The 19,786-nt window shown below is 27.7% G+C and carries 11 protein-coding genes; 5 read left to right on the forward strand and 6 right to left on the reverse strand.

Going from position 1 to position 19,786, the window contains the following annotated elements; genetic code table 11:
• Positions 1–124 precede the first annotated feature (124 nt).
• On the forward strand, positions 125–730 hold the full coding sequence (locus BA195_RS07895; protein WP_141677672.1) for a hypothetical protein: 606 nt from the start codon (positions 125–127) through the stop codon (positions 728–730).
• A gap of 301 nt (positions 731–1,031) precedes the next feature.
• Positions 1,032–2,150 (forward strand): energy transducer TonB, encoded by a 1,119-nt coding sequence (locus BA195_RS07900; RefSeq protein ID WP_068704231.1) that lies wholly within the window; start codon positions 1,032–1,034, stop codon positions 2,148–2,150.
• Positions 2,151–3,179: 1,029 nt separating this feature from the next.
• On the opposite strand, the gene BA195_RS07905 is transcribed toward BA195_RS07900, so the two are convergent.
• From BA195_RS07905 to BA195_RS07925, 5 genes are all read right to left on the reverse strand, one after another.
• Positions 3,180–5,024, reverse strand: coding sequence for a DUF349 domain-containing protein (locus tag BA195_RS07905; RefSeq protein WP_068704233.1), 1,845 nt, complete (start codon positions 5,022–5,024; stop codon positions 3,180–3,182).
• A 78-nt stretch (positions 5,025–5,102) separates the two neighbouring features.
• The gene (locus BA195_RS07910) at positions 5,103–5,867 is read right to left on the reverse strand and encodes a shikimate dehydrogenase family protein (RefSeq protein ID WP_068704235.1); all 765 of its coding nucleotides are present in this window, start codon (positions 5,865–5,867) and stop codon (positions 5,103–5,105) included.
• Positions 5,848–6,855 carry a DUF368 domain-containing protein gene (locus BA195_RS07915; protein ID WP_068704236.1) on the reverse strand — a complete coding sequence of 336 codons (1,008 nt, stop codon included), beginning with the start codon at positions 6,853–6,855 and terminating at the stop codon, positions 5,848–5,850. The genes BA195_RS07910 and BA195_RS07915 overlap by 20 nt, the downstream gene beginning before the upstream one ends.
• A gap of 25 nt (positions 6,856–6,880) precedes the next feature.
• Positions 6,881–7,804 carry a polyprenyl-phosphate transporter gene (locus BA195_RS07920; protein WP_068704238.1) on the reverse strand — a complete coding sequence of 308 codons (924 nt, stop codon included), beginning with the start codon at positions 7,802–7,804 and terminating at the stop codon, positions 6,881–6,883.
• Positions 7,805–7,813: 9 nt separating this feature from the next.
• Complete coding sequence (locus BA195_RS07925; RefSeq protein ID WP_084443122.1) at positions 7,814–12,274, reverse strand: translocation/assembly module TamB domain-containing protein; 4,461 nt, start codon at positions 12,272–12,274, stop codon at positions 7,814–7,816.
• Between the two features lie 119 nt (positions 12,275–12,393).
• Between BA195_RS07925 and tsaD the strand changes: the two genes are divergently transcribed.
• Both tsaD and BA195_RS07935 read left to right on the forward strand, forming a co-directional pair.
• Positions 12,394–13,422, forward strand: a complete 1,029-nt coding sequence (gene tsaD, locus BA195_RS07930) for a tRNA (adenosine(37)-N6)-threonylcarbamoyltransferase complex transferase subunit TsaD (protein ID WP_068704240.1) — start codon at positions 12,394–12,396, stop codon at positions 13,420–13,422.
• A 26-nt stretch (positions 13,423–13,448) separates the two neighbouring features.
• Positions 13,449–15,299: an LTA synthase family protein gene (locus BA195_RS07935; RefSeq protein ID WP_176714972.1), complete on the forward strand. Its 1,851-nt coding sequence runs from the start codon at positions 13,449–13,451 to the stop codon at positions 15,297–15,299.
• 11 nt (positions 15,300–15,310) lie between these two features.
• Here BA195_RS07935 and BA195_RS07940 read toward each other — a convergent pair whose 3' ends face one another.
• Positions 15,311–16,942, reverse strand: a complete 1,632-nt coding sequence (locus tag BA195_RS07940) for an ABC-F family ATP-binding cassette domain-containing protein (protein ID WP_068704246.1) — start codon at positions 16,940–16,942, stop codon at positions 15,311–15,313.
• Positions 16,943–17,107: 165 nt separating this feature from the next.
• On the opposite strand from BA195_RS07940, the gene BA195_RS07945 reads away from it, so the two are divergent.
• Entirely contained in the window at positions 17,108–19,723 is a 2,616-nt protein-coding gene (locus BA195_RS07945) for a TrlF family AAA-like ATPase (RefSeq protein WP_068704247.1), read from the forward strand.
• Positions 19,724–19,786 lie beyond the last annotated feature (63 nt).

The following is a 19,786-nucleotide window of genomic DNA, read 5'->3' on the forward strand; positions in this document are numbered from 1 at the left end:
TTTTTTGTTTACGCTAAGTTAACTTTCTTAACAATTATTATCATTTTTATTAAAACACATATTACAATTACATAAACTGTAAATGGGTTTGATTTTTCATCTTTACAATGTAAAAAAACAACAAATGAAAAAATTTATCCCCCTGATTATTATTAGCATATTCTGTTTTAACTACACGAATATTTACAGTCAAGCTGTTTGTGAAACTCCGACCGAAAATGTTATCGATTTAAATGAAATATCTATAAAAAAATGTGATATTAAAGAAGAAAAAACTACAACTAGAAACATTATTAAAACTAAAGTTTCTAGAAAAAGGATGAATCACAGAAATAGAAAAATTGATAAAAAACAAAATAAATTAGCCACATCTAAAAAGGTGTTATTTACGTTAGTTGAAGAAATTCCGATGTTTGAATCTTGTAAAAAATCAACAAAATCCTCTAATAAAAAATGCTTTAAAAGAAGGATTAACAAGCATTTTTCCAAAAACTTTCATATAGAAAAATTTGGTGATAGAATGATTAAGGATAAAATTTTTATACAATTTAGCATTGATCTTTATGGTAAAGTAATAAATCCACAAATTAAAAGTAAAAATAAAGATAAATTACTTCATAGAGAGTTAAGCAGAATACTTTATAAACTACCAAACTTTACCCCTGGTAAAGAAAAAGGGCTTCCGGTTATTGTTACTTATTCGTTTCCTTTTAACCTAACACTAAACTAAATAATATTACGTTATTTTATTAATAAAGAAAATATTAACAAAACAAGTTTTTTTTTAGAAATAAAGCAATAAAAAGAATATTATTATCATAACAAATCTATATTTTACACATAACACAGGTAATAAATTATAACATAAAAACAGCACCTTTATAAACTAAAAAAACAAACTTACTACAATAAAAACGTAGTTATCAATACATTAAAATAAAAATAAGTTTGATTATATAATATTTTTTCATATTTTTACATCATTAATAAAAGTTAACGACTCTTGTTAACCCCTTAAATAGAGTTTGATTATGAAGAAATTTCCCTTATTAGTTATAGCCGTACTTATGTCTATCACTGCTGCTGCACAAGAAGTTTGTGCTACTTCTGATGAATCTATAGCAGATCCAAACAGTATTACAAAATGTGCTATTGAAGATACCGATGGTGGAGGTAAAAAGCAATTAACCATTGAAGTATCAACAAGAAGACGTGTTGTTCGTAAAAAGAATGAGGCTGTTTCTGCTATTGGTGGAAATACTACTTCTCAAAAAGTGGCGAATATTAAGAAAAATACTTTATTAGTTGGTAAACTTGAGTTAGAAGATAATTCTGAAACTATTGAAAGAATACCTTTTAACCTTGTTGAGGAAATTCCTTTATTTTCTAAATGTAACAATGTTCCATTAATAAAACAATCTAAGTGTTTTGAAACTCAAATGCACAAACATATTATAAAAAACTTTAGATATCCACAAGATGCTATTGATGCAGGTGTTCAGGGAAGAGTACTTGTACAGTTTACCATTGACGAACAGGGTAATGTTGCTACAGTTCAAATGAGAGGGCCTAAAGGAGGTTCTTCATTAGAAGCTGAAGCTAGTAGGATTGTAAATAAACTTCCAAAATTTATTCCTGGTAAACATAATGGTAAGGCTGTAAAGGTTAAATACGGTGTTCCAATTACATTTAAACATCCTGATGCTAGTGTGGTTAAAAACACTACCAAAAGAACAATAAAAAAAGGAGTTAAGAAAACTATTAAAAAAGAAAAATTAATTACTGACTTCGTTAAATTTAATGATGTACAAACTATTCCTTTATTTAATGCTTGTTTAAAAGCTAAAGACAGTGAGAAAATCAACTGTTTTAACAGCAGAATGATTAGTCATATTCAAAGAAATTTTAACTACCCAGAAGCTGCCGCTACACAAGGTATTGAAGGTAAAGTTTGGGTTCGTTTCATTATAGGTAAACAAGGTAAAGTAAGTAATATTAGAATGAGAGGACCTGAAAACGGAGAACTTTTAGAGCAAGAAGCAAAAAGAATGGTTTCCAAACTTGCTACTTTTGTTCCTGGTAAGCATGATGGAAAACTTGCTAATGTTGAATATTTTATTCCTATTAACTTTACATTACAAAATCAATAAAAAAATTTTACGTAAACAATAGAAAAAGAGTCTTAAATTATATATAATTTAAGACTCTTTTTTGTGATTAAAAAAATATATATTTTTACGTAAAAATATTAGTACAAAATTAAAATAGTTATACGTTGAGTAACTTGTAACACAACAAATCTAAATAAATAGAAGTTGGTAGTTAATTATTAATTTAGATTGATAAATTTTAAGACGCTAACTCAAAAGTTTGTAACTTTTAAAATCTCAGGATTAAATTATTTATAGTTTAATCCTGTTTTAAAATATGAACTCCCCTATTCCTGATTAACATGGTCAATTTTTTAGCACTTTCTCTAAGGCATAAAATACTGATTTCATAACCACATCAAGCGCGTTAGTAACGAGAGTTTATTTTTGATGTATTTTTTAATTTTTCTATTTAGGTTTTCTTATAAGTTTGGTAATGTAAATGATTATTCTAATTTCAATAAGAAAGATGAAAACACGGTGAGTGCAACCTAATTGTTTTTCAACTTTTAATGACGTAAGAATACTTGGCTATCATTTAATCTTTGAAACCTTTTAAAACTGATTTGGGTACCTATTTTATTGATCAAATATATATTTTTTACATGTTAATAGTAAGCTTCTTTTACCAATCCAAACTACATAACAACAAAGGTTTCTTATTTAACATACAGTATTGATTCGTTTAGTGAAAGTTAAGTAAAATTGTTTTATTGTATCAGTAACCCTATTAAATTGTCGATTGCTGTAATTATTACCAAGTTTAGTGTCTTTACTTTTATAGTTATTTTCGTGATTTAAATGAGTATCTAACTCATTTTCTAATAACTTTTTAATATCTTGTTTATGTAGCTTTTCTAAAAAAAAGGTTAACTCAAGTACATTCGTAATTTATTTTAAAAAGGTCTTCATTTAATAATTATTTTAGTTTTGACCCATGTAATATTTAAAATTAATGAATAAAAAAACCTCAGATTATAATTTAATCTGAGGTTCTAAAACAGTTCCTTTTAAGTAGTTATATTTTGTTTAGTAGTCTATTTTTTTTATATAGCTCAGTTTAGTTTTCCAAATAGTTAATTTAGTTTTAAATTCTTCTATTCCCTTTCTAACATTTAATACTAACGGATTATCATCTTTAGCATTTGAAATAAAACTTAGATTATTTTCTAATTGCTGAATATCTTTTACACATTCATCTATCTTTTTACGGATAAAGTATTGTTCATTATCTATTTTTTTAAAATCTTCTTGCGACAAATAAGTATCAATGATGTTTTTAAACTTCATCATTTCAATCTCATTTTTACTCATATCTAAGTTACCTAAATGTGCATCTATTGCTTTATTAAATTTTTCATCTAAATGACGAGCATTTCTTGGCAAAGCACCTAAATCTCTCCATTTTAAAATATTTTCTTTTATCGTATCTAATGTTAAGTTTTCAGAAGATTTAATTTCTTCTATGTAAACTTTTTTTGCTTCTACAATGGCTAGTTGCTCTTTATTTTGCTCATTTTTTTGAGCATGAAACCTATCAAAATAATAATTACAAGCATTTTTGAATCGTTTCCAAATATCATCTGAAAATTTTCTTGGTACATGGCCAATTTTTTTCCAGTCTGATTGAATGCGTTTCATAGTATTTGTTGCTTCAATCCAATCTTCACTATCTTTAATACTTTCAGCTAATTCTATTAATGCTATTTTATTTTTTAAATTTTCATTTTGAATATTTTTCTCTGCTTTATAAAAAACATTTTTAGCACTATTAAACTTTTTTGTTGCTTCTTTAAATTTTTGCCAAACTGCTTCGCTTTTATTGTACGGCAATTTTCCTATATCAAAATATTTTTTTCTTAATTTTTCAATTTCGACAATACTCTTTTGCCAATCACTATGTGATTTATTATTAGAAGTATCAAATACATTAATTTGATTTACTACCTCTAATTTTGCGTCAATCATTTCTTGATATTTAGATTTTAATTCTCTAAAATATTGATGACGTTTATCATGTATTTTTTTTGTTGCCTCACTAAACTTATTCCAAACATCTTCTCTATGTTCTTTACCTACTGGGCCTATTTCTTCTTTCCACAATCTATGTAAGTCTTGTAAATCTTTAAATGCTACATTTACATCTACTACATCATTCAAAGCTTCTGCTCGTGAAATTAACTTTAGTTTTTCTTCTAAATTATGTTTAAAATCTAACTCTCTAAAATCTTTATTTAAATGCAATAGGTCATAAAAACGCTCAACGTGATGATGATATATTTTCCAAGTATCGTTATATTTTGTTTTTGGAACTGGCCCAATTGTTTTCCATTTTTTTTGAATCTCTTGAAAATCATTATACATTGTTTTTGCATCTGCATTAACAATTAGTGCTTTTAACTCTTCAATTAAGCTATTTCTCTTGTCAAGATTTTCCTTTAACTGTTTTTCTAACTGTGAATAATAAGCGTCTCTTTTAACCTTATATTCTCCTAATAATTTATTATATTCTGATTTTACTGGGCTTGAAAACTGAAAATCTATAGAGTTTCCTCCTTCTGCTAAAAAAGCTTCCTTTTTTTCAGATAATAAGACACCAAATTTTGTATTAAAAGCATTTTTAAGTGCATCAACATTGGTTTTTAATTGTTGAACTTGATAATTATTCAATAACTTTTTTAATTCTTCAACCAACAACTCTAACTCCATTGCAGCATAATCTAACATTGGTATTGTGTGCTTCTCCTCTGCTTTTTCAGCTTCGTTTGCTACTTCGTTCTCTACTTCATTTACTGCATCATTAGTTTGTTCTTTAATGACTGAATTTTTTTGAACTGTTGGTTCTTGTATTATTTCCTCGTTATTTTCTAACATATCTACAATGTTTGGGTTCCTTTTAGATTTATTTTATAAATATACGGATTCTTATAGAATACCAAATTTTATTTTAAACTAGTTATCACTATTCCATATCTTCCAAGCTTTTTCGGCTTGTTGCTCTAGCATTTCTAATCCATTCTTTACTACTGCTCCTTTTTCTTTTCCTTTTTTTAAAAACATCGTTTCAGTTGGATTATATATTAAATCAAATAATAAATGCTTACTTGTTATAAATTCATAAGGAATACTTGGAAATTCTTTAATATTAGGATGTGTACCTAAAGGAGTACAGTTAATTATTAAATAATTAGACTGAATAGTTTTACTAATTACATCTTGATAAGAAATTTCTTTCTTCCCCTTAGGATTCCTTGATACAAATTTATATTTTATATTTTGTTTTTTTAACACATAAGCTATAGCTTTTGAAGCACCTCCTGTTCCTAAAATTAATGCTTTTGTATGATGTGCTTTTAATAAAGGTTTTAATGATTTTTTAAAGCCATATACATCTGTATTAAACCCTTTTAGTTTTCCTTTTTTTGAAATTTTCACTGTGTTTACAGCTCCTATTTTTTGTGCTTTTTTATCTATTTTATCTAAAAAATTAAAAACTTCTAATTTATACGGAATCGTAACATTCATTCCTTTTAAAGTACCTTTGTATTCTTTTATTTTTTCAGGAAGTTGATTGATTGATTGAATATCAAAATTTATATATTCACTATTATCTAATTTCAATTTTTTAAACTTTTCTGTAAAATATCCCTTAGAAAATGAATATGAAATATTTTTACCAACTAAAGCGTAAATACTTTTATTTTCTTTTTTTTCCATAAAAATCGATTATTAAAATTAAGGCAATACCTAAAAGAATAAACATGATTGAAATCCATGTTTGAGTTATTGAAAAATCAGGAATAAAACGTTCGTAGTTTTCAACTATTTTATTTCCTTTTTGATCTAATAAAAAGTTTTTGTTTTTTATTTTAAATATTGTTTTTTTCCATGGCCAAACAATACCTAAAGAGCCGGTGATAAATCCGATAATTATTGCTGTTACAATTTGGTTCCATTTTTTTAAAACATATCCTAATATATGAGACATAGATACCAATCCAAAAGCTGATCCTGCTGTAAAAACAGTTATAATTTTTAGATATTTAATTTTTGTTTGATCTTTTAAAACTTCAAAATTACCAGATAAAACATTTACTAAAACCCCTCCTAAAACATTTACACTATCAACTAATAATAATACATAATTACCTAATAATATTAAAATAAATGAGCCTGATAAACCTGGTAAAGTCATTCCTGAAACACCAATAATTCCACAAATAAACACAAACCAAAGATTGTCATTTTCTTTTGCAGGAGTCATAAAACTAATAAATATTCCGATTGAAATACCGATAATTAATGAAATAACGTTTTTAAGTTTCCAGTCATTAAAATCTTTTGAAATGTAATAAATAGATCCTATTATCATTCCGAAAAACCATGACCAAACATAGCCTTCATAATTTTTTAGAAAGTAATCTAAAATTAAAGAAATACTAAAATAACTAAACATACTCCCAAGCATCACCAATGCCAAAAATTGCAAGTTCGTATATTGTACAAAGCTTTTAAACCTACCTCTTAGCAAAAGCATAAAGGCTTTACCATTTATTTTTTGAAAAGAATAAATAAGCTCATTATAAAACCCCATTACAAAAGCAACCATACCGCCTGAAACCCCAGGAACTTTGTTTGCTCCTCCCATAATTAATCCTTTAAAAAAAAGACTAGTTTTTTCAGATAAAGTACGTTTGATATACATCTTTATTTATTAGATAACTAAAATATTATTGCTGCTTTACTGCAATTTTTTCGAGTATTAAAATTAATACGAATCCTAAAATTATTAGTGCAGATGCATAAATTATTTGCGAGTCTCCTTCATAAGAAAAAGGAGAAATAGAAAGTTCGTTAAAGGGTACTTTTTCGCCGTGAGAATTTGTTCTAAAAGTTAGTACTTTTTTCCATGGCCATATTTTATTTAAAGAACCAATTATAAAACCTGTTAAAACCGCTAATGTGTAATTTTTATAGTTTTTAAATAAGTACTTTAAAATTCTAGAAAAAGACAATAATCCAATAATAGCTCCTGCTCCTATAGCTGCTATAGTTGTAATATTTCGATTATTTACTGCTTCTAAAACGGGTTTGTAAGCCCCTAAAAGCACTAATATAAAAGAACCTGAAATACCTGGTAAAATCATCGCACAAATTGCTATTGCACCTGCAAAAAACATAAAAAGTGTTGAGGAATTTTCAGATATCATAGGATTTAAAGTGGTAATATAGTATGCTAATACAGCTCCTAAAATAGCTAACACAACCGTTATTATATTCCATTTTGTAATTTGTTTAGCTATATATATTATACTTGCTAAAACTAATCCAAAGAAAAAAGACCATAATAAAATTGGATGGCTTATTAACATCCAAGAAATTACTTTTGCTAAAGATATAATACTGATAAAAACACCAACAAAAAGAGATGCTAAGAAGTTACCATTTAACTGTTGCCAAGCTGCTTTTATTCCTTCTTTTTTTAATGTTTTAAAAAGTTTTAAATTAATATTACTAATTGAGTTTAGTAACTCTTCATAAATTCCTGAAATAAAAGCAATAGTTCCTCCTGAAACCCCAGGAACAACATCTGCAGCTCCCATTGCCATTCCTTTTAATATTATTACAAGGTAATCTTTACTTGTTCTGTTCATATAAATTGATTAATCTTTTTTCTTTGCTGGTTTAAATTTAATTAACTTATTTTTTTTAAGTTGTAATGTGTCTATTTTTATTGATTTCTTTTTTTTCTTTAATCCTAATTTTTTACCTAAATCTGATAAGTTATTAAAATTAACCTGATATGAAAGACCAATACCTTGTGTATAACCTTCTTCTTCTGTAGAGTATTGCACTTCGTTTTGTCTATTAAAAACAGTACCTCTTAAACTACCTTCTTCATTTAATAACACCTCTACTTTTACTTCGCCAACTACACTTGTTTGGGTATTTGCTCCAACAGGAACACCTACTTTACCATTTACTAAAACGCGATCACTTAATTGTGTTGTAATAGATACATCAACCTGATCATCTGATCTTAAATCATTTACATTACCTCTATCTCCTTGCGTATAACCTAATCCTAATTGAAACTTATTATCTTTATTATTTAACATATCTGTTAAAATACTTGATGCTATTTCTGAGGCAGTTCCTGTTAAACCAGAAGCTGCGCTATTACCTATTGCATCTTCATTATAAAAGGTTCCGAAAGCTAATAAAAAAGAAAAATGTTGCATTTTCGTATTTAAATCGTTTCCGTTTAATATAAACTCTAACTCAGAGGCAACTGTAGAGTTTGCGTTTGGAATTTTTATATCAAATTCTTGTTTAGAATTAAATAGACCTCCTGTTATTTTTGTGTATAAGTCTATCGGTATTTTACGGTTAGAATTAATATTATCTAACAATTGTGCTGGATTTGCTTTGGTTTGGTAAATGGCGGTTAAATCTAATTCTGCTTCATACGGATTACCATTCCACGCTATGGTTCCTCCTTTTTGAACGGTAAAAGGTTTTGATATTCCTGCGTATTTAAAATTATATAGTCCTTTGTCTATTTCAAAATCGCCATACATTTTAAATTTACCTAGCGTATTTATATCAATTCTTAAATTACCTTCACCACTACCTTTTAATTCACTCCCAGACACTTTATCTATAACAACCTGTGCAATAGCATCTTTAGTAACTTCTAAATTAATTTTTAAATCGAGCCCCTTTATATCTTTAATACTTTTGTTTATTTTTTCCTCATTTGGTTTACCTGTTTTAAAACGGATTAATTTATAATTATCTATCGTTTTTACATCGTTTAAAGGTATTACAAACACTGTCCCTTTATTTGTTTTTCCTTCTACAACAATATCTAAATTATTTGTAAGTCCTCTAATTTCGGCATTCCCATTTAAAAATCCAGTTCCGTAGTACGATGTTTCTTCTTTCTCTTTTGTATCTAATACTAATAAATTATCAGTATCTATATCTAATTTTAAAAACCAATCTTTAAAGTTTTGGTGTGCAATATAACCTGATAAAGTTCCTTGAGTTTGATGCTTTGTATCCTCTAATAAAACGTTATCTAATTTAAATTGCTGCTCTTCTAAAACAATACTTGTGTTTCCTTTTAAATCAAAATCAATATTTAAATACGGAAATGTTAAACCAGCTTCTTCAAAATTTAAAACCCCTTGAAAATCAGGATTATTTAAATATCCTTTTGCTGTAAAATCTCCTGTTACTTTTCCTCTAAGTTTATCTAAAACTTCTTCTCCTAAAGGACTAAAAGCAGCTATTTCATATTCTTTTAAAGAAACATTTAAATCAATTGTTGGCTTTTCTTTTGATAAATCTACCCCTCCTATTGCTGAAATATTTTTTGCCTTTTCACTTATTAAAGAAAGGTTTACTTTATATTTTTCATATGAATTATCACCTGTTACGTTTAATGCCAAGTCTCCTTGAGATGAATCATTTATATGAAAATTTTCTATCAGCAGATTTCCTTTGGGCGTTAATTTTTTATTTTCTTGTTTAAAATCAACACTACCACTTAGGTCTCCTGTTAATTTCAAATTATCTATTATAGGTAAAAAACTACCTAATTTTACCTTATTAAAATCAGCTTTTAAGTCTTTGTAAGTGGTATCTCTAACAATTCCTTTAAATTGAATTTTTTGCTGTCCAGATTCGAGTGTAAATGGACTTATTAAAAAATTATTTTCTTTTAAATCAAAAGTTACTTTATGTTCTTTGTTTTCTTTATTGTTAACAACCCAATCATACCCTTTATAGTTAAAGGTTGATTTTTGTAAGCCTACAACTGATTTTTGCAACTCATTAATTGTATAATAAAAATCTACATTAAAACTTTCTGTATAATCTATACCTCCTTTAAAAACAGATTTAAAATATAAGGTATCATTTTGTGTTCTATTTAATAAGTTTAACTTTTCTATATTGTAATATTTGGTATTAATTTTACCTGCGGTTAAATGGGTATTGTATAATGGATTTTTATTATCTAATCTTAATATTACGTCTTCTATTTCGTTTTTGTATGCATTTATTTGAGGCGATGTAAATGTTAGTTTTAAAGCATTTTTATCAGAATTAATTTTCCCTTTTAATCTTGTATTTTTACCAATGGATATATTGGGTAAAAACACATCAATAATTTGATTGTAAATTGTAAAATCAAAATCTAAAAATTGATTTGGAGTTACTTTGTTCGGTACATAATTTGTATAAACACTTCCTAAAGCATTTTGAGTTATTGGCATTAACTCTTCAAATGAAAACTTTCCTTTTAGCTCACCTTTAACAATATCTTCTGAGTTAACAGCTATGGTTTTAATACTATCTTTTACGGATGAATTTATTTCAAAAATTTTAAAAGGATATTGTGTTTTTTGATTTGTATACACTACATTTTTAAATATTGCTTTACCTATAATATCATCAAAAGTATTTCCTGAGATATTTAATTTGATTTTCCCTTTTAATTTTGCAATACTATCACGTGTAAATAAGTTTGTTTTTTTTAAATCAATTTTATCAATATTCGCTACAAAATCAAATTTATTTATTGCTGATGAAAAATCTGCTAATCCTTCAAAATTCATTTTAAAGTTAATGTCTCTTGCATCTAATAATCCATCAAATTTTTTATTTTGAAATTGACCATTAACGTTTAAATTTTTATATTCATAATTATTAAAACTAAGACTACTTACCTTTCCAATAATAATAGTATTTATATTGTCTACATTAAACCCTCTACCATTTACATCAGCTTTTAGCGATATTTGGCCAAGTATAGGATCGTTAGTAAAAACTCCTAAATCAAATTTATCAAACTCTACTTCACCCACATAAGCTGCTTCATCAATATTATCTATTTCTGTTAATTGTAAGTCAGATATTATAGTACCAATTTCTGATTTTACAGAAAGTGTTGCATTCATTTGTTCAGGAGTAATCCTAACAATTCCGTTAAGAGAAAAGTTTCCTAATCGCTGAAACTCTGATGGTAATGACTTACCCAATAAATTAGGAAGTACGTTTTTTAATTGAAAATAATTTGCCGTTACATTATCAAATTCAGCGTCAAAAACAAAACCTCTACTTGTTTTTATAGCATTAACAAACCCCATATTTCCAATTACTTTCATTCCATTTTTAGAATGAAGTTTAACATTATTGGCGCTAAAGTTATTTAATACACCTTCCATGACTCCTGTAAAATACAAAATATCATTTCCGTTTAACTCATTATATAATTTATTTAAATCTTTAATTGCAAGAGCACTTTTTGATAATTGTGCTTTAAAGTTTACCTTATCATTAAAATTAACGAAATCTTTACGGTTGTATGTTAATTTTATATCTCCTTGTAATTTTGAGGCATTGTTGGTTTCTAATAGTGTATTTTTAAAATCCATGTATTTTTTAGTATACATAAAATCTGTAGAAAAATTAACTACCTTAATACCTCTATTTTCAGTAAAATTCATTTCTCTCATTTTAAGAGAAACATTAGGTCCTACAATTGAAAAGTTTAATAAATTACCACTTGCATTATAAGCTGCAAATTTTAATGGCTTTTTATCGTTTTCATCAAGTAATTTAAAAGTTAAATTTTCAATAGCAATTTTATCGCTTCCTAAAACAAAAGGAGTTGCCAAACTATCTCGTGGTTTACCATCTTCAAAGCTATCTAAAAAAACAGCCATGTTATCATTTTTTTCTCCTTTATAGGTTCTCATATTAAAATAAGCGCCTTTTAAAGAAGCTTCGCCTAAATCAACGCGATTTTCTAATACTTTTTTGGCATTTAGTAGTGAAGTGCTTAAATTTTGAACAAAAATAAGGGTATCTTTATGATGGTCTCTTATTTCAATTTCTTTTAACTGAACGCTTCCTAACCACGATAAATCAATTCTTTTTACAACAATATTAGTATTAAACTCTTTATTAACCCAATTTGTTGCTTCTTTTGCTAACTTACTTTGTACATAAGGTAATGATAGTAAAATAATAAGCAAGATTATAAAAAGCAACACGTACTTTAAGAATCTCCATAGTATTTTACCTAATTTTTTAATAATAGTACCTTTCATAAAATGACCAACAAATGTAATCAGCTAACTGCAAAAATGCTGCCTTATTTTAAAGAAATATTAATTTTAACGAAATTCTAACGCAATATCGATATTTTTGCATTTTAATACAAAAAACATTGAGTACAAAAAACAGCTATATCTTAGGTATTGAAAGCTCTTGTGACGATACAAGTGCTTCGGTAATTTACAACGGAAAAGTAATAAGTAACGTGGTTGCTAATCAAGAAATACACGCTAAGTATGGTGGTGTAGTTCCTGAACTTGCCTCAAGAGCGCACCAACAAAATATTGTTCCGGTAGTACAGCAAGCTATTGAACAGGCTAATATTACTAAAAACGATTTAAATGCTATCGCCTTTACTCGTGGTCCTGGCTTAATGGGTTCGTTATTGGTTGGTACTTCCTTTGCTAAATCTTTTGCCTTAGGATTAAACATTCCATTAATAGATGTGAACCATATGCAAGCACATATTTTGGCGCATTTTATTGATGAAGAGGATAGTAAAACCCCACCTTTTCCTTTTGTATGTTTAACCATAAGTGGCGGACATACACAGATTGTAAAAGTTAGCAATTATTTTGATATGGAAATTTTGGGCGAAACTATTGATGACGCTGTAGGTGAAGCCTTTGATAAATCAGCTAAAATATTAGGTTTACCTTATCCGGGTGGCCCATTAATTGATAAATATGCTCAGTTAGGAAACCCGAAAGCCTACCAATTTACAAAACCTAAAGTTGGTGATTTACAGTTTAGTTTTAGTGGATTAAAAACAGGTATTTTACGTTTCATTCAAAAAAACGTGAAAGAAAACCCTAATTTTATTAAAGAAAACTTACATGATATTTGTGCCTCTATTCAATACACTATTGTTGAAATATTGATGGAGAAATTAAAAAACACTGTAAAACAAACCGGTATTAAACATATTGCCATTGCTGGTGGCGTTTCGGCAAATTCAGAAATTAGAAAACGCTTAACACTTGCCGAAAAACATTGGGGATGGACAACCTATATTCCTAAATTTGAATACACTACCGATAATGCCGCAATGATTGCTATTGCTGGCTACTTAAAGTATTTAGATGCCGATTTTTCTGATATTTCAGTTACCGCTAAAGCACGTTTAAAAGTTACCGAATAAAAAAACCTCTTCGAAATAAAATCATTATGAATAGTTTTAAAAACAGATTTTTATTTAATGTTACGTATTACTTTTTATGGGTAACTTATTTTTTACTTGCTCGTTTTTTATTTTTAACTTTTTATTTTGATAAAACTATTGAGTTAGGTTTTATTACTATTTTAAAAACCTTCTTATACGGAATTCAATTAGATTTTTCGTTTGCAGCATATTTAACTGCTATTCCGTTTTTAATTATTATTTTTTCTATTTGGATACCCAAAAAAATTATATCTTATTGTATTAAAACATACACCTTTATCCTCATTTTTGGTATTACTTTATTAATGTTAATTGATATTATTTTATATAGATCTTGGGGAGTTCGTATCGATGCTACATTAGTAAGTTATTTAAGTAACCCTAAATTAATGTTAGCTTCTGTTGCTACAATACAACTTATAGGTGGTGTTTTTATATGGATTCTTATTTCTCTTATCATAATTTATTTTTTCAATAAAGTAATCCGAAAAATCACCAATAATTTAACGAAAGGTTCTTTTTTAGAAATACCTATTTTACTTTTAATGATTGGTTTTTTAATTATTCCTATACGAGGCGGATTTGCAAATATTCCTATCAACCAAAGTAATGTATATTTTTCTACAAAAATGTTTGCTAATCATGCGGCAGTAAATTTTATTTGGAATTTTGCCAACACATTAACCCATAAAATAGATGATAAAAACCCGTACAAACATTATAAAGAAAAGGTTGCTGAAAATATTATAAACAAAACAAGAAATCAACTTTTAATAGGATCTGATACTATTTTAAACATCAAAAAACCTAACGTTATCCTGCTTATTTGGGAAAGTTTATCTGCAAAATCTGTAGCAGTATTAGGAGGTACACATAATGTTACCGAAAATTTAAATAAATTATCAGAAGAAGGTATTTTATTTACCAATTTTTACGGAAATGGCGATCGAACCGACAAAGGTGTTCCTGCAATTTTAAGTGGTTATTATCCACAACCTACAACCAGTATCATGAAAATGCCACATAAATCAAAATCACTACCTACATTAACCAAAGAAATGAAAAATTTAGGGTATAATACCGGGTTTTATTATGGTGGCGACAGTAATTTTGGTAATATGATTACCTATTTACGCAACGGTAGTATTGATAAAATTATAGACGGGGCCGAATTTGATAAAGAAAATTGGAATTCGAAATGGGGTGCGCACGATCATATTTTTTTAGATCGTTTTATGAAAGATTTATCTGAACCAACACTACAACAACCATTTTTTCAAATCGGACTAACCTTAACAAGTCACGAACCTTATGAGTTTCCTGATGAATACAAGTTCGGAAAAGATTCTGAAGAAAACTTATACAAAAGTGCACAGGCTTATACTGATAAAGCAATTGGTAAATTTATTGAAGATGCTAAAAAACAACCTTGGTGGCATAATACATTAATTGTAATTATGTCTGATCACGGACATCCATTACCAAAGCACGAAGGTTATTTTAACGCTCCTAAAAAGTTTCAAATACCAATGGTTTGGTTAGGTGGCGCATTAGCAAAAACAGGAATTACAATTGATAACTTTAGTGCCCAAAGTGATTTTGCATATACATTAACCGATTTACTAAACGGAAATTCGAAACAATTTGAATACGGAAAACATATTTTTAACAACTCTAAAAATCAGTATGTTCATTATGTTTTTAACAAAGGATTTGGTACTATTTCTAAAAACGGAACATTTGTTTACGATTATGTTAGCAACAAACCCGTAATTAAAAAAGGAAATTACAAACCTTTAGATTCTTTAGGAAAAGCAATTAGCCAAAAAGCCTATCAAGATTTTTTAGATAGATAAGACAATCAACCTTATAAATCAATTTCTTTTAATGCTTTTATATTATTGCGCTCTAAAAAGGCATCAATAGTTTCAAAATGCTCAATAACACGTTGGTCTTTAAATTCGAATACTTTTTCTGATAAACCTTGTAGGAAATCACGATCGTGAGATACCAAAATTAAAGTTCCGTCAAAATGCATTAAAGCTTCTTTTATCACATCTTTAGATCGTAAATCTAAGTGATTTGTAGGCTCATCTAAAATTAACACATTTACAGGTTCTAGCAATAATTTAACCATTGCTAAACGTGTTTTTTCTCCACCCGAAAGCACTTTTACTTTCTTTTCAATATCATCGCCAGCAAACATAAAACGTCCTAAAATGTTTTTTATTTGAGTTCTTATATCACCCTCTGCAACCTCATCTACGGTTTGAAAAACGGTTAATTCAGGGTCTAATAATGAGGCTTGATTCTGTGCAAAATATCCAACCTTTGCATTATGCCCTAAGCCACATTCGCCTTCAAAATCTATTTCGCCCATAATAGCTTTTATCATGGTTGATTTTCCTTCTCCGTTACGCCCAACAAACGACACTTTTTCGCCACGAGCAATTGAAAAACTAGCCTCTTCAAAAACGGTCAAATCGCCGTATTTTTTGGTTAAACTTTCTACTTTTACAGGATAATCTCCCGAACGTGGTGAGGGCGGAAAACGTAATTTTAACGACGTTGTATCTACCTCATCTATCTCAATAGGAACAATTTTTTCTAACATACGCACTCGCGATGCAACTTGATTTGTTTTAGAATACGTTCCTTTAAAACGCTCTATAAATCCTTTAATATCAGCAATTGTTTTCTGTTGTTCCTGGTAGGCTTTTATTTGATGTGAACGACGTTCTTTTCTAAGCTCTAAATAATGCGAATAATTCGCTTTATAATCGTGAATCGTTCCCATGGTAACCTCAATAGTTCGGTTGGTAATATTATCGATAAATGCTTTATCGTGCGAAATTACCACAACTGCTTTGGCTTTGTTTAATAAAAAGTTTTCTAACCAAATCACTGATTCTATATCTACGTGATTCGTAGGCTCATCTAATAAAATTAAATCGGGTTTTTGTAATAAAATTTTAGCCAATTCAATTCGCATACGCCAACCACCACTAAACTCTGATGTTAGCCTATCAAAATCTTCTTGCTTAAATCCTAATCCTTTTAGTGCTTTTTCTACCTCAGCTTCGTAATTTACTTCTTCTAATGCGTAATAACTTTCGCCTAAATCCGTAACACGCTCAATAATTTTCATGTATTCTTCCGATTCGTAATCGGTACGCGTTTCTAACTGTTTATTTAATGAATCCATTTCGGCTTTCATTTTAAAAACAGCATCAAAAGCTTTCGATGCTTCTTCACGAACCGTACAATTATCTTCCATTAACAAATGCTGTGGCAAGTATGCAACTACTGTATCTTTCGGACTTCTAACTCCGCCTTTGCTAGCTTTAGAAACTCCTGCTATAATTTTCATCATAGTTGATTTTCCGGCACCGTTTTTACCCATTAAAGCAATTTTATCATTCTCGTTTATTACAAACGAAACATCTTTAAATAAGGTTTTTCCACTAAACTCAACCGTTAATTGATCTACAGTAATCATGCATCTATATTTTGAATGGCGAAATTAGCAAAAACTGTGCATAACTTATTAAAAACTTTAAGGAATGCTATTTATTGATTTTGTTATATTTACAAGAAAAAAATTGCTGATACTTTGTGTTATTCTTTTTAAAAGTGGAATAATGAGAATAAAGTTACGCATATAATGAGTTGGCAACAAGCAAAAAAAGAAACTATGAAAGAAATTCAAAGAGGTTCAGAGTGGAGAAAATGGGACTTACATTTTCACACACCAACATCTTATGATTATCAAGACAAAAGTGTAACAAATCAAGAAATTATTGATGGTTTATATGAGAAAAACATATCTGTTGTTGCTATTACTGACCATCATACAATTGACATAGAAAGAATTAAAGAACTTCAAAAACTTGGTAAAGAAAAAAACATAACCGTTCTACCTGGTATTGAATTTTTAGCTGAATTAAGAGATAGAGAACCTATACATTATATTGGGATTTTTTCAGAAAGCGCTAATTTAGAACTCATTTGGGGACAATTAGAAAACAAAACTGATTTACTTAAAATAAAAAGTGAGAGTAAAAAACACAATGAAGTTTATTGTGTTTTAAAAGATACCTCTGAATTAATAAAAGAATTAGGAGGTATTGTAACAATTCACGCTGGTACTAAGACTAATTCAATTGAAAATATTACTAATTCATTATCTCATTCAATTGCTCAAAAAACAGATATAGCTAAACTTGTTGATTTTTATGAATTAGGCAAAGTTGAAGACAAAGAAGGGTACTTAGACATAGTCTTTCCACATATTAAAAAACATATACCTATGATTATAGCTTCTGATAATCATAATATTAAAAAATACGTTCTAAAGGAAAATTGCTGGATTAAAGCAGATAAAACATTTGAAGGACTTAAACAAGTTATATATGAACCAAGTGAAAGAGTTAGAATTCAAGCCAATAAACCTCAAGAAAAATCAGGTTATCAAGCTATTGACAATATAACAATTAATCATTCAGATTTTGCTCCAATTTCTTTATATCTAAATCAAAATTTAAACACAATCATTGGTGGTAGGTCTACAGGAAAATCTATACTATTAGGTTCAATTGCAAAAAAATTAAATACAGACAAAGAAGTTAAATTTGAAAATGAAGAATATTCAAATTATATTTCTCAAATTGTTTCTAATCTGAGTGTAACTTGGAAAGATGGCGAAAAAAATAATGACAGAAATATTGAATATTTCCCCCAAAGTTATATGTATCATCTTGCAAAAAACAAAAACAATGATTTAGATAAACTTATTGAGGAAATAATAACTCAAAATGAAGATAAAAAAAATGAAATAGAGTTATATAATAGTTTTAGTAAAAGTAATCACTCAAAAATAAATGAAAAAATAAACAAGCTTTATCTAACTATAAATGATTTTAGTAAATTATTAAAAGAAAAAAAGGAACTTGGAGATGAAGAAGGTATTAATAAAGAAAAATTAAAACTTACAGCAAACTTAGAAGGATTAAAAGCTAAAATAGAAATATCAGAGGAAGATACTATAAAATATAAAGCCTTAGTTTCAAAATTTAATGATAATACTAATAAAATAACATCTACAGAAAGTGAAATACTTAAGCTCTTTTTAATAAAAGACAAAAAAATTTACAACGAAAATTTAGAATTTGATTTTGTAAAATTATTAGAACCAACAAAATCATCAGTTAATGAAGTTTTCAACAACCTAAAAACAGAATTTCAAACAGCTTGGAGTTCAAAGATTGAAGAATTAATTAAATCTCTTAAGGATGAAATTATTACAATAAAATCATCAAATGAAGAAATAACTAAAGATCCAATATACTTAAAAGGTAGTAGTGTATTTGATAATAATAAACAATACAAAGAAATTGAAAGTAAATTAAAAATTCAAACTGATAAAATATTCGAAATAGAAAAACTAAAAAAACAAGAGAAAGCATTAAAAGAACAATACAAGCAAATTAAAGAATCAGTAAAAACTGATTTTCGAGAATACCACAATAAAATTATTTTAATAAAAGAAAAGCTTAGTATAAAATCTGATAAACTTGAAATAAAAGCTACTGCCAATTTAAATATAAACAAGTACCGACAAATATTAACTTCAAGTATAAACCAACAGAGTCAACAAGGTCAAGAAATTGTAAAACAAAAAATAGACACTTTTGAAGATTTTTTCACTTCTGTTTTCGAACTTTTCGAGTTATTATTATTTAACAAAATAACATTAAAAGGCAGTTACAACAATGTAAATCTTTCTCTTAAGATATTATGCACAAATTTTTTTAAAATTTCTTACGATATTATTTATGAAGATATTTTTAAACATATGTCGGAAGGTAAAAAAGCCTTTGTTGTTTTAAGACTTTTGTTAGATTTTAGTAATAAAGACTGTCCAATTTTTATTGACCAACCTGAAGACGACCTTGACAATAGAGCCATATACAATGAATTGGTTACTTATATAAAAAATAAAAAAAGACACAGACAAATTATTATAGTAACACACAATCCAAATATTGTTGTTGGTTCAGATAGTGAATTAGTAGTTGTATCTAATCAGCACGGTAATGATTCCAAAAACACAAGTGAATACAAATTTGATTATGTATCAGGTAGTTTAGAAAGTTCTAAAAATAAAGACGATAGTGTTGAAGAAATTTTATATTCACAAGGAATAAAACAACACGTTTGTGAAATTTTAGAAGGAGGTTTTGAAGCTTTTAAAAAGAGAGAATTAAAATATACTTTATAAAAGCCAGTTGCCAACAACGTATAAAATTAATGTGGGTTTTTGATTTTAGCCCAAAATTTTGTC

Origin of the sequence: Tenacibaculum soleae, from assembly GCF_001693415.1 — a bacterium.
Classification (GTDB): domain Bacteria; phylum Bacteroidota; class Bacteroidia; order Flavobacteriales; family Flavobacteriaceae; genus Polaribacter; species Polaribacter soleae.

Coding starts and splice junctions, on each gene's coding strand:
- BA195_RS07895 (WP_141677672.1), top strand. CDS start 125: ATGAAAAAATTTATCCCCCTGATTATTATTAGCATATTCTGTTTTAAC.
- BA195_RS07900 (WP_068704231.1), top strand. CDS start 1,032: ATGAAGAAATTTCCCTTATTAGTTATAGCCGTACTTATGTCTATCACT.
- BA195_RS07905 (WP_068704233.1), bottom strand. CDS start 5,024: ATGTTAGAAAATAACGAGGAAATAATACAAGAACCAACAGTTCAAAAA.
- BA195_RS07910 (WP_068704235.1), bottom strand. CDS start 5,867: ATGGAAAAAAAAGAAAATAAAAGTATTTACGCTTTAGTTGGTAAAAAT.
- BA195_RS07915 (WP_068704236.1), bottom strand. CDS start 6,855: ATGTATATCAAACGTACTTTATCTGAAAAAACTAGTCTTTTTTTTAAA.
- BA195_RS07920 (WP_068704238.1), bottom strand. CDS start 7,804: ATGAACAGAACAAGTAAAGATTACCTTGTAATAATATTAAAAGGAATG.
- BA195_RS07925 (WP_084443122.1), bottom strand. CDS start 12,274: ATGAAAGGTACTATTATTAAAAAATTAGGTAAAATACTATGGAGATTC.
- BA195_RS07935 (WP_176714972.1), top strand. CDS start 13,449: ATGAATAGTTTTAAAAACAGATTTTTATTTAATGTTACGTATTACTTT.
- BA195_RS07940 (WP_068704246.1), bottom strand. CDS start 16,942: ATGATTACTGTAGATCAATTAACGGTTGAGTTTAGTGGAAAAACCTTA.
- BA195_RS07945 (WP_068704247.1), top strand. CDS start 17,108: ATGAGTTGGCAACAAGCAAAAAAAGAAACTATGAAAGAAATTCAAAGA.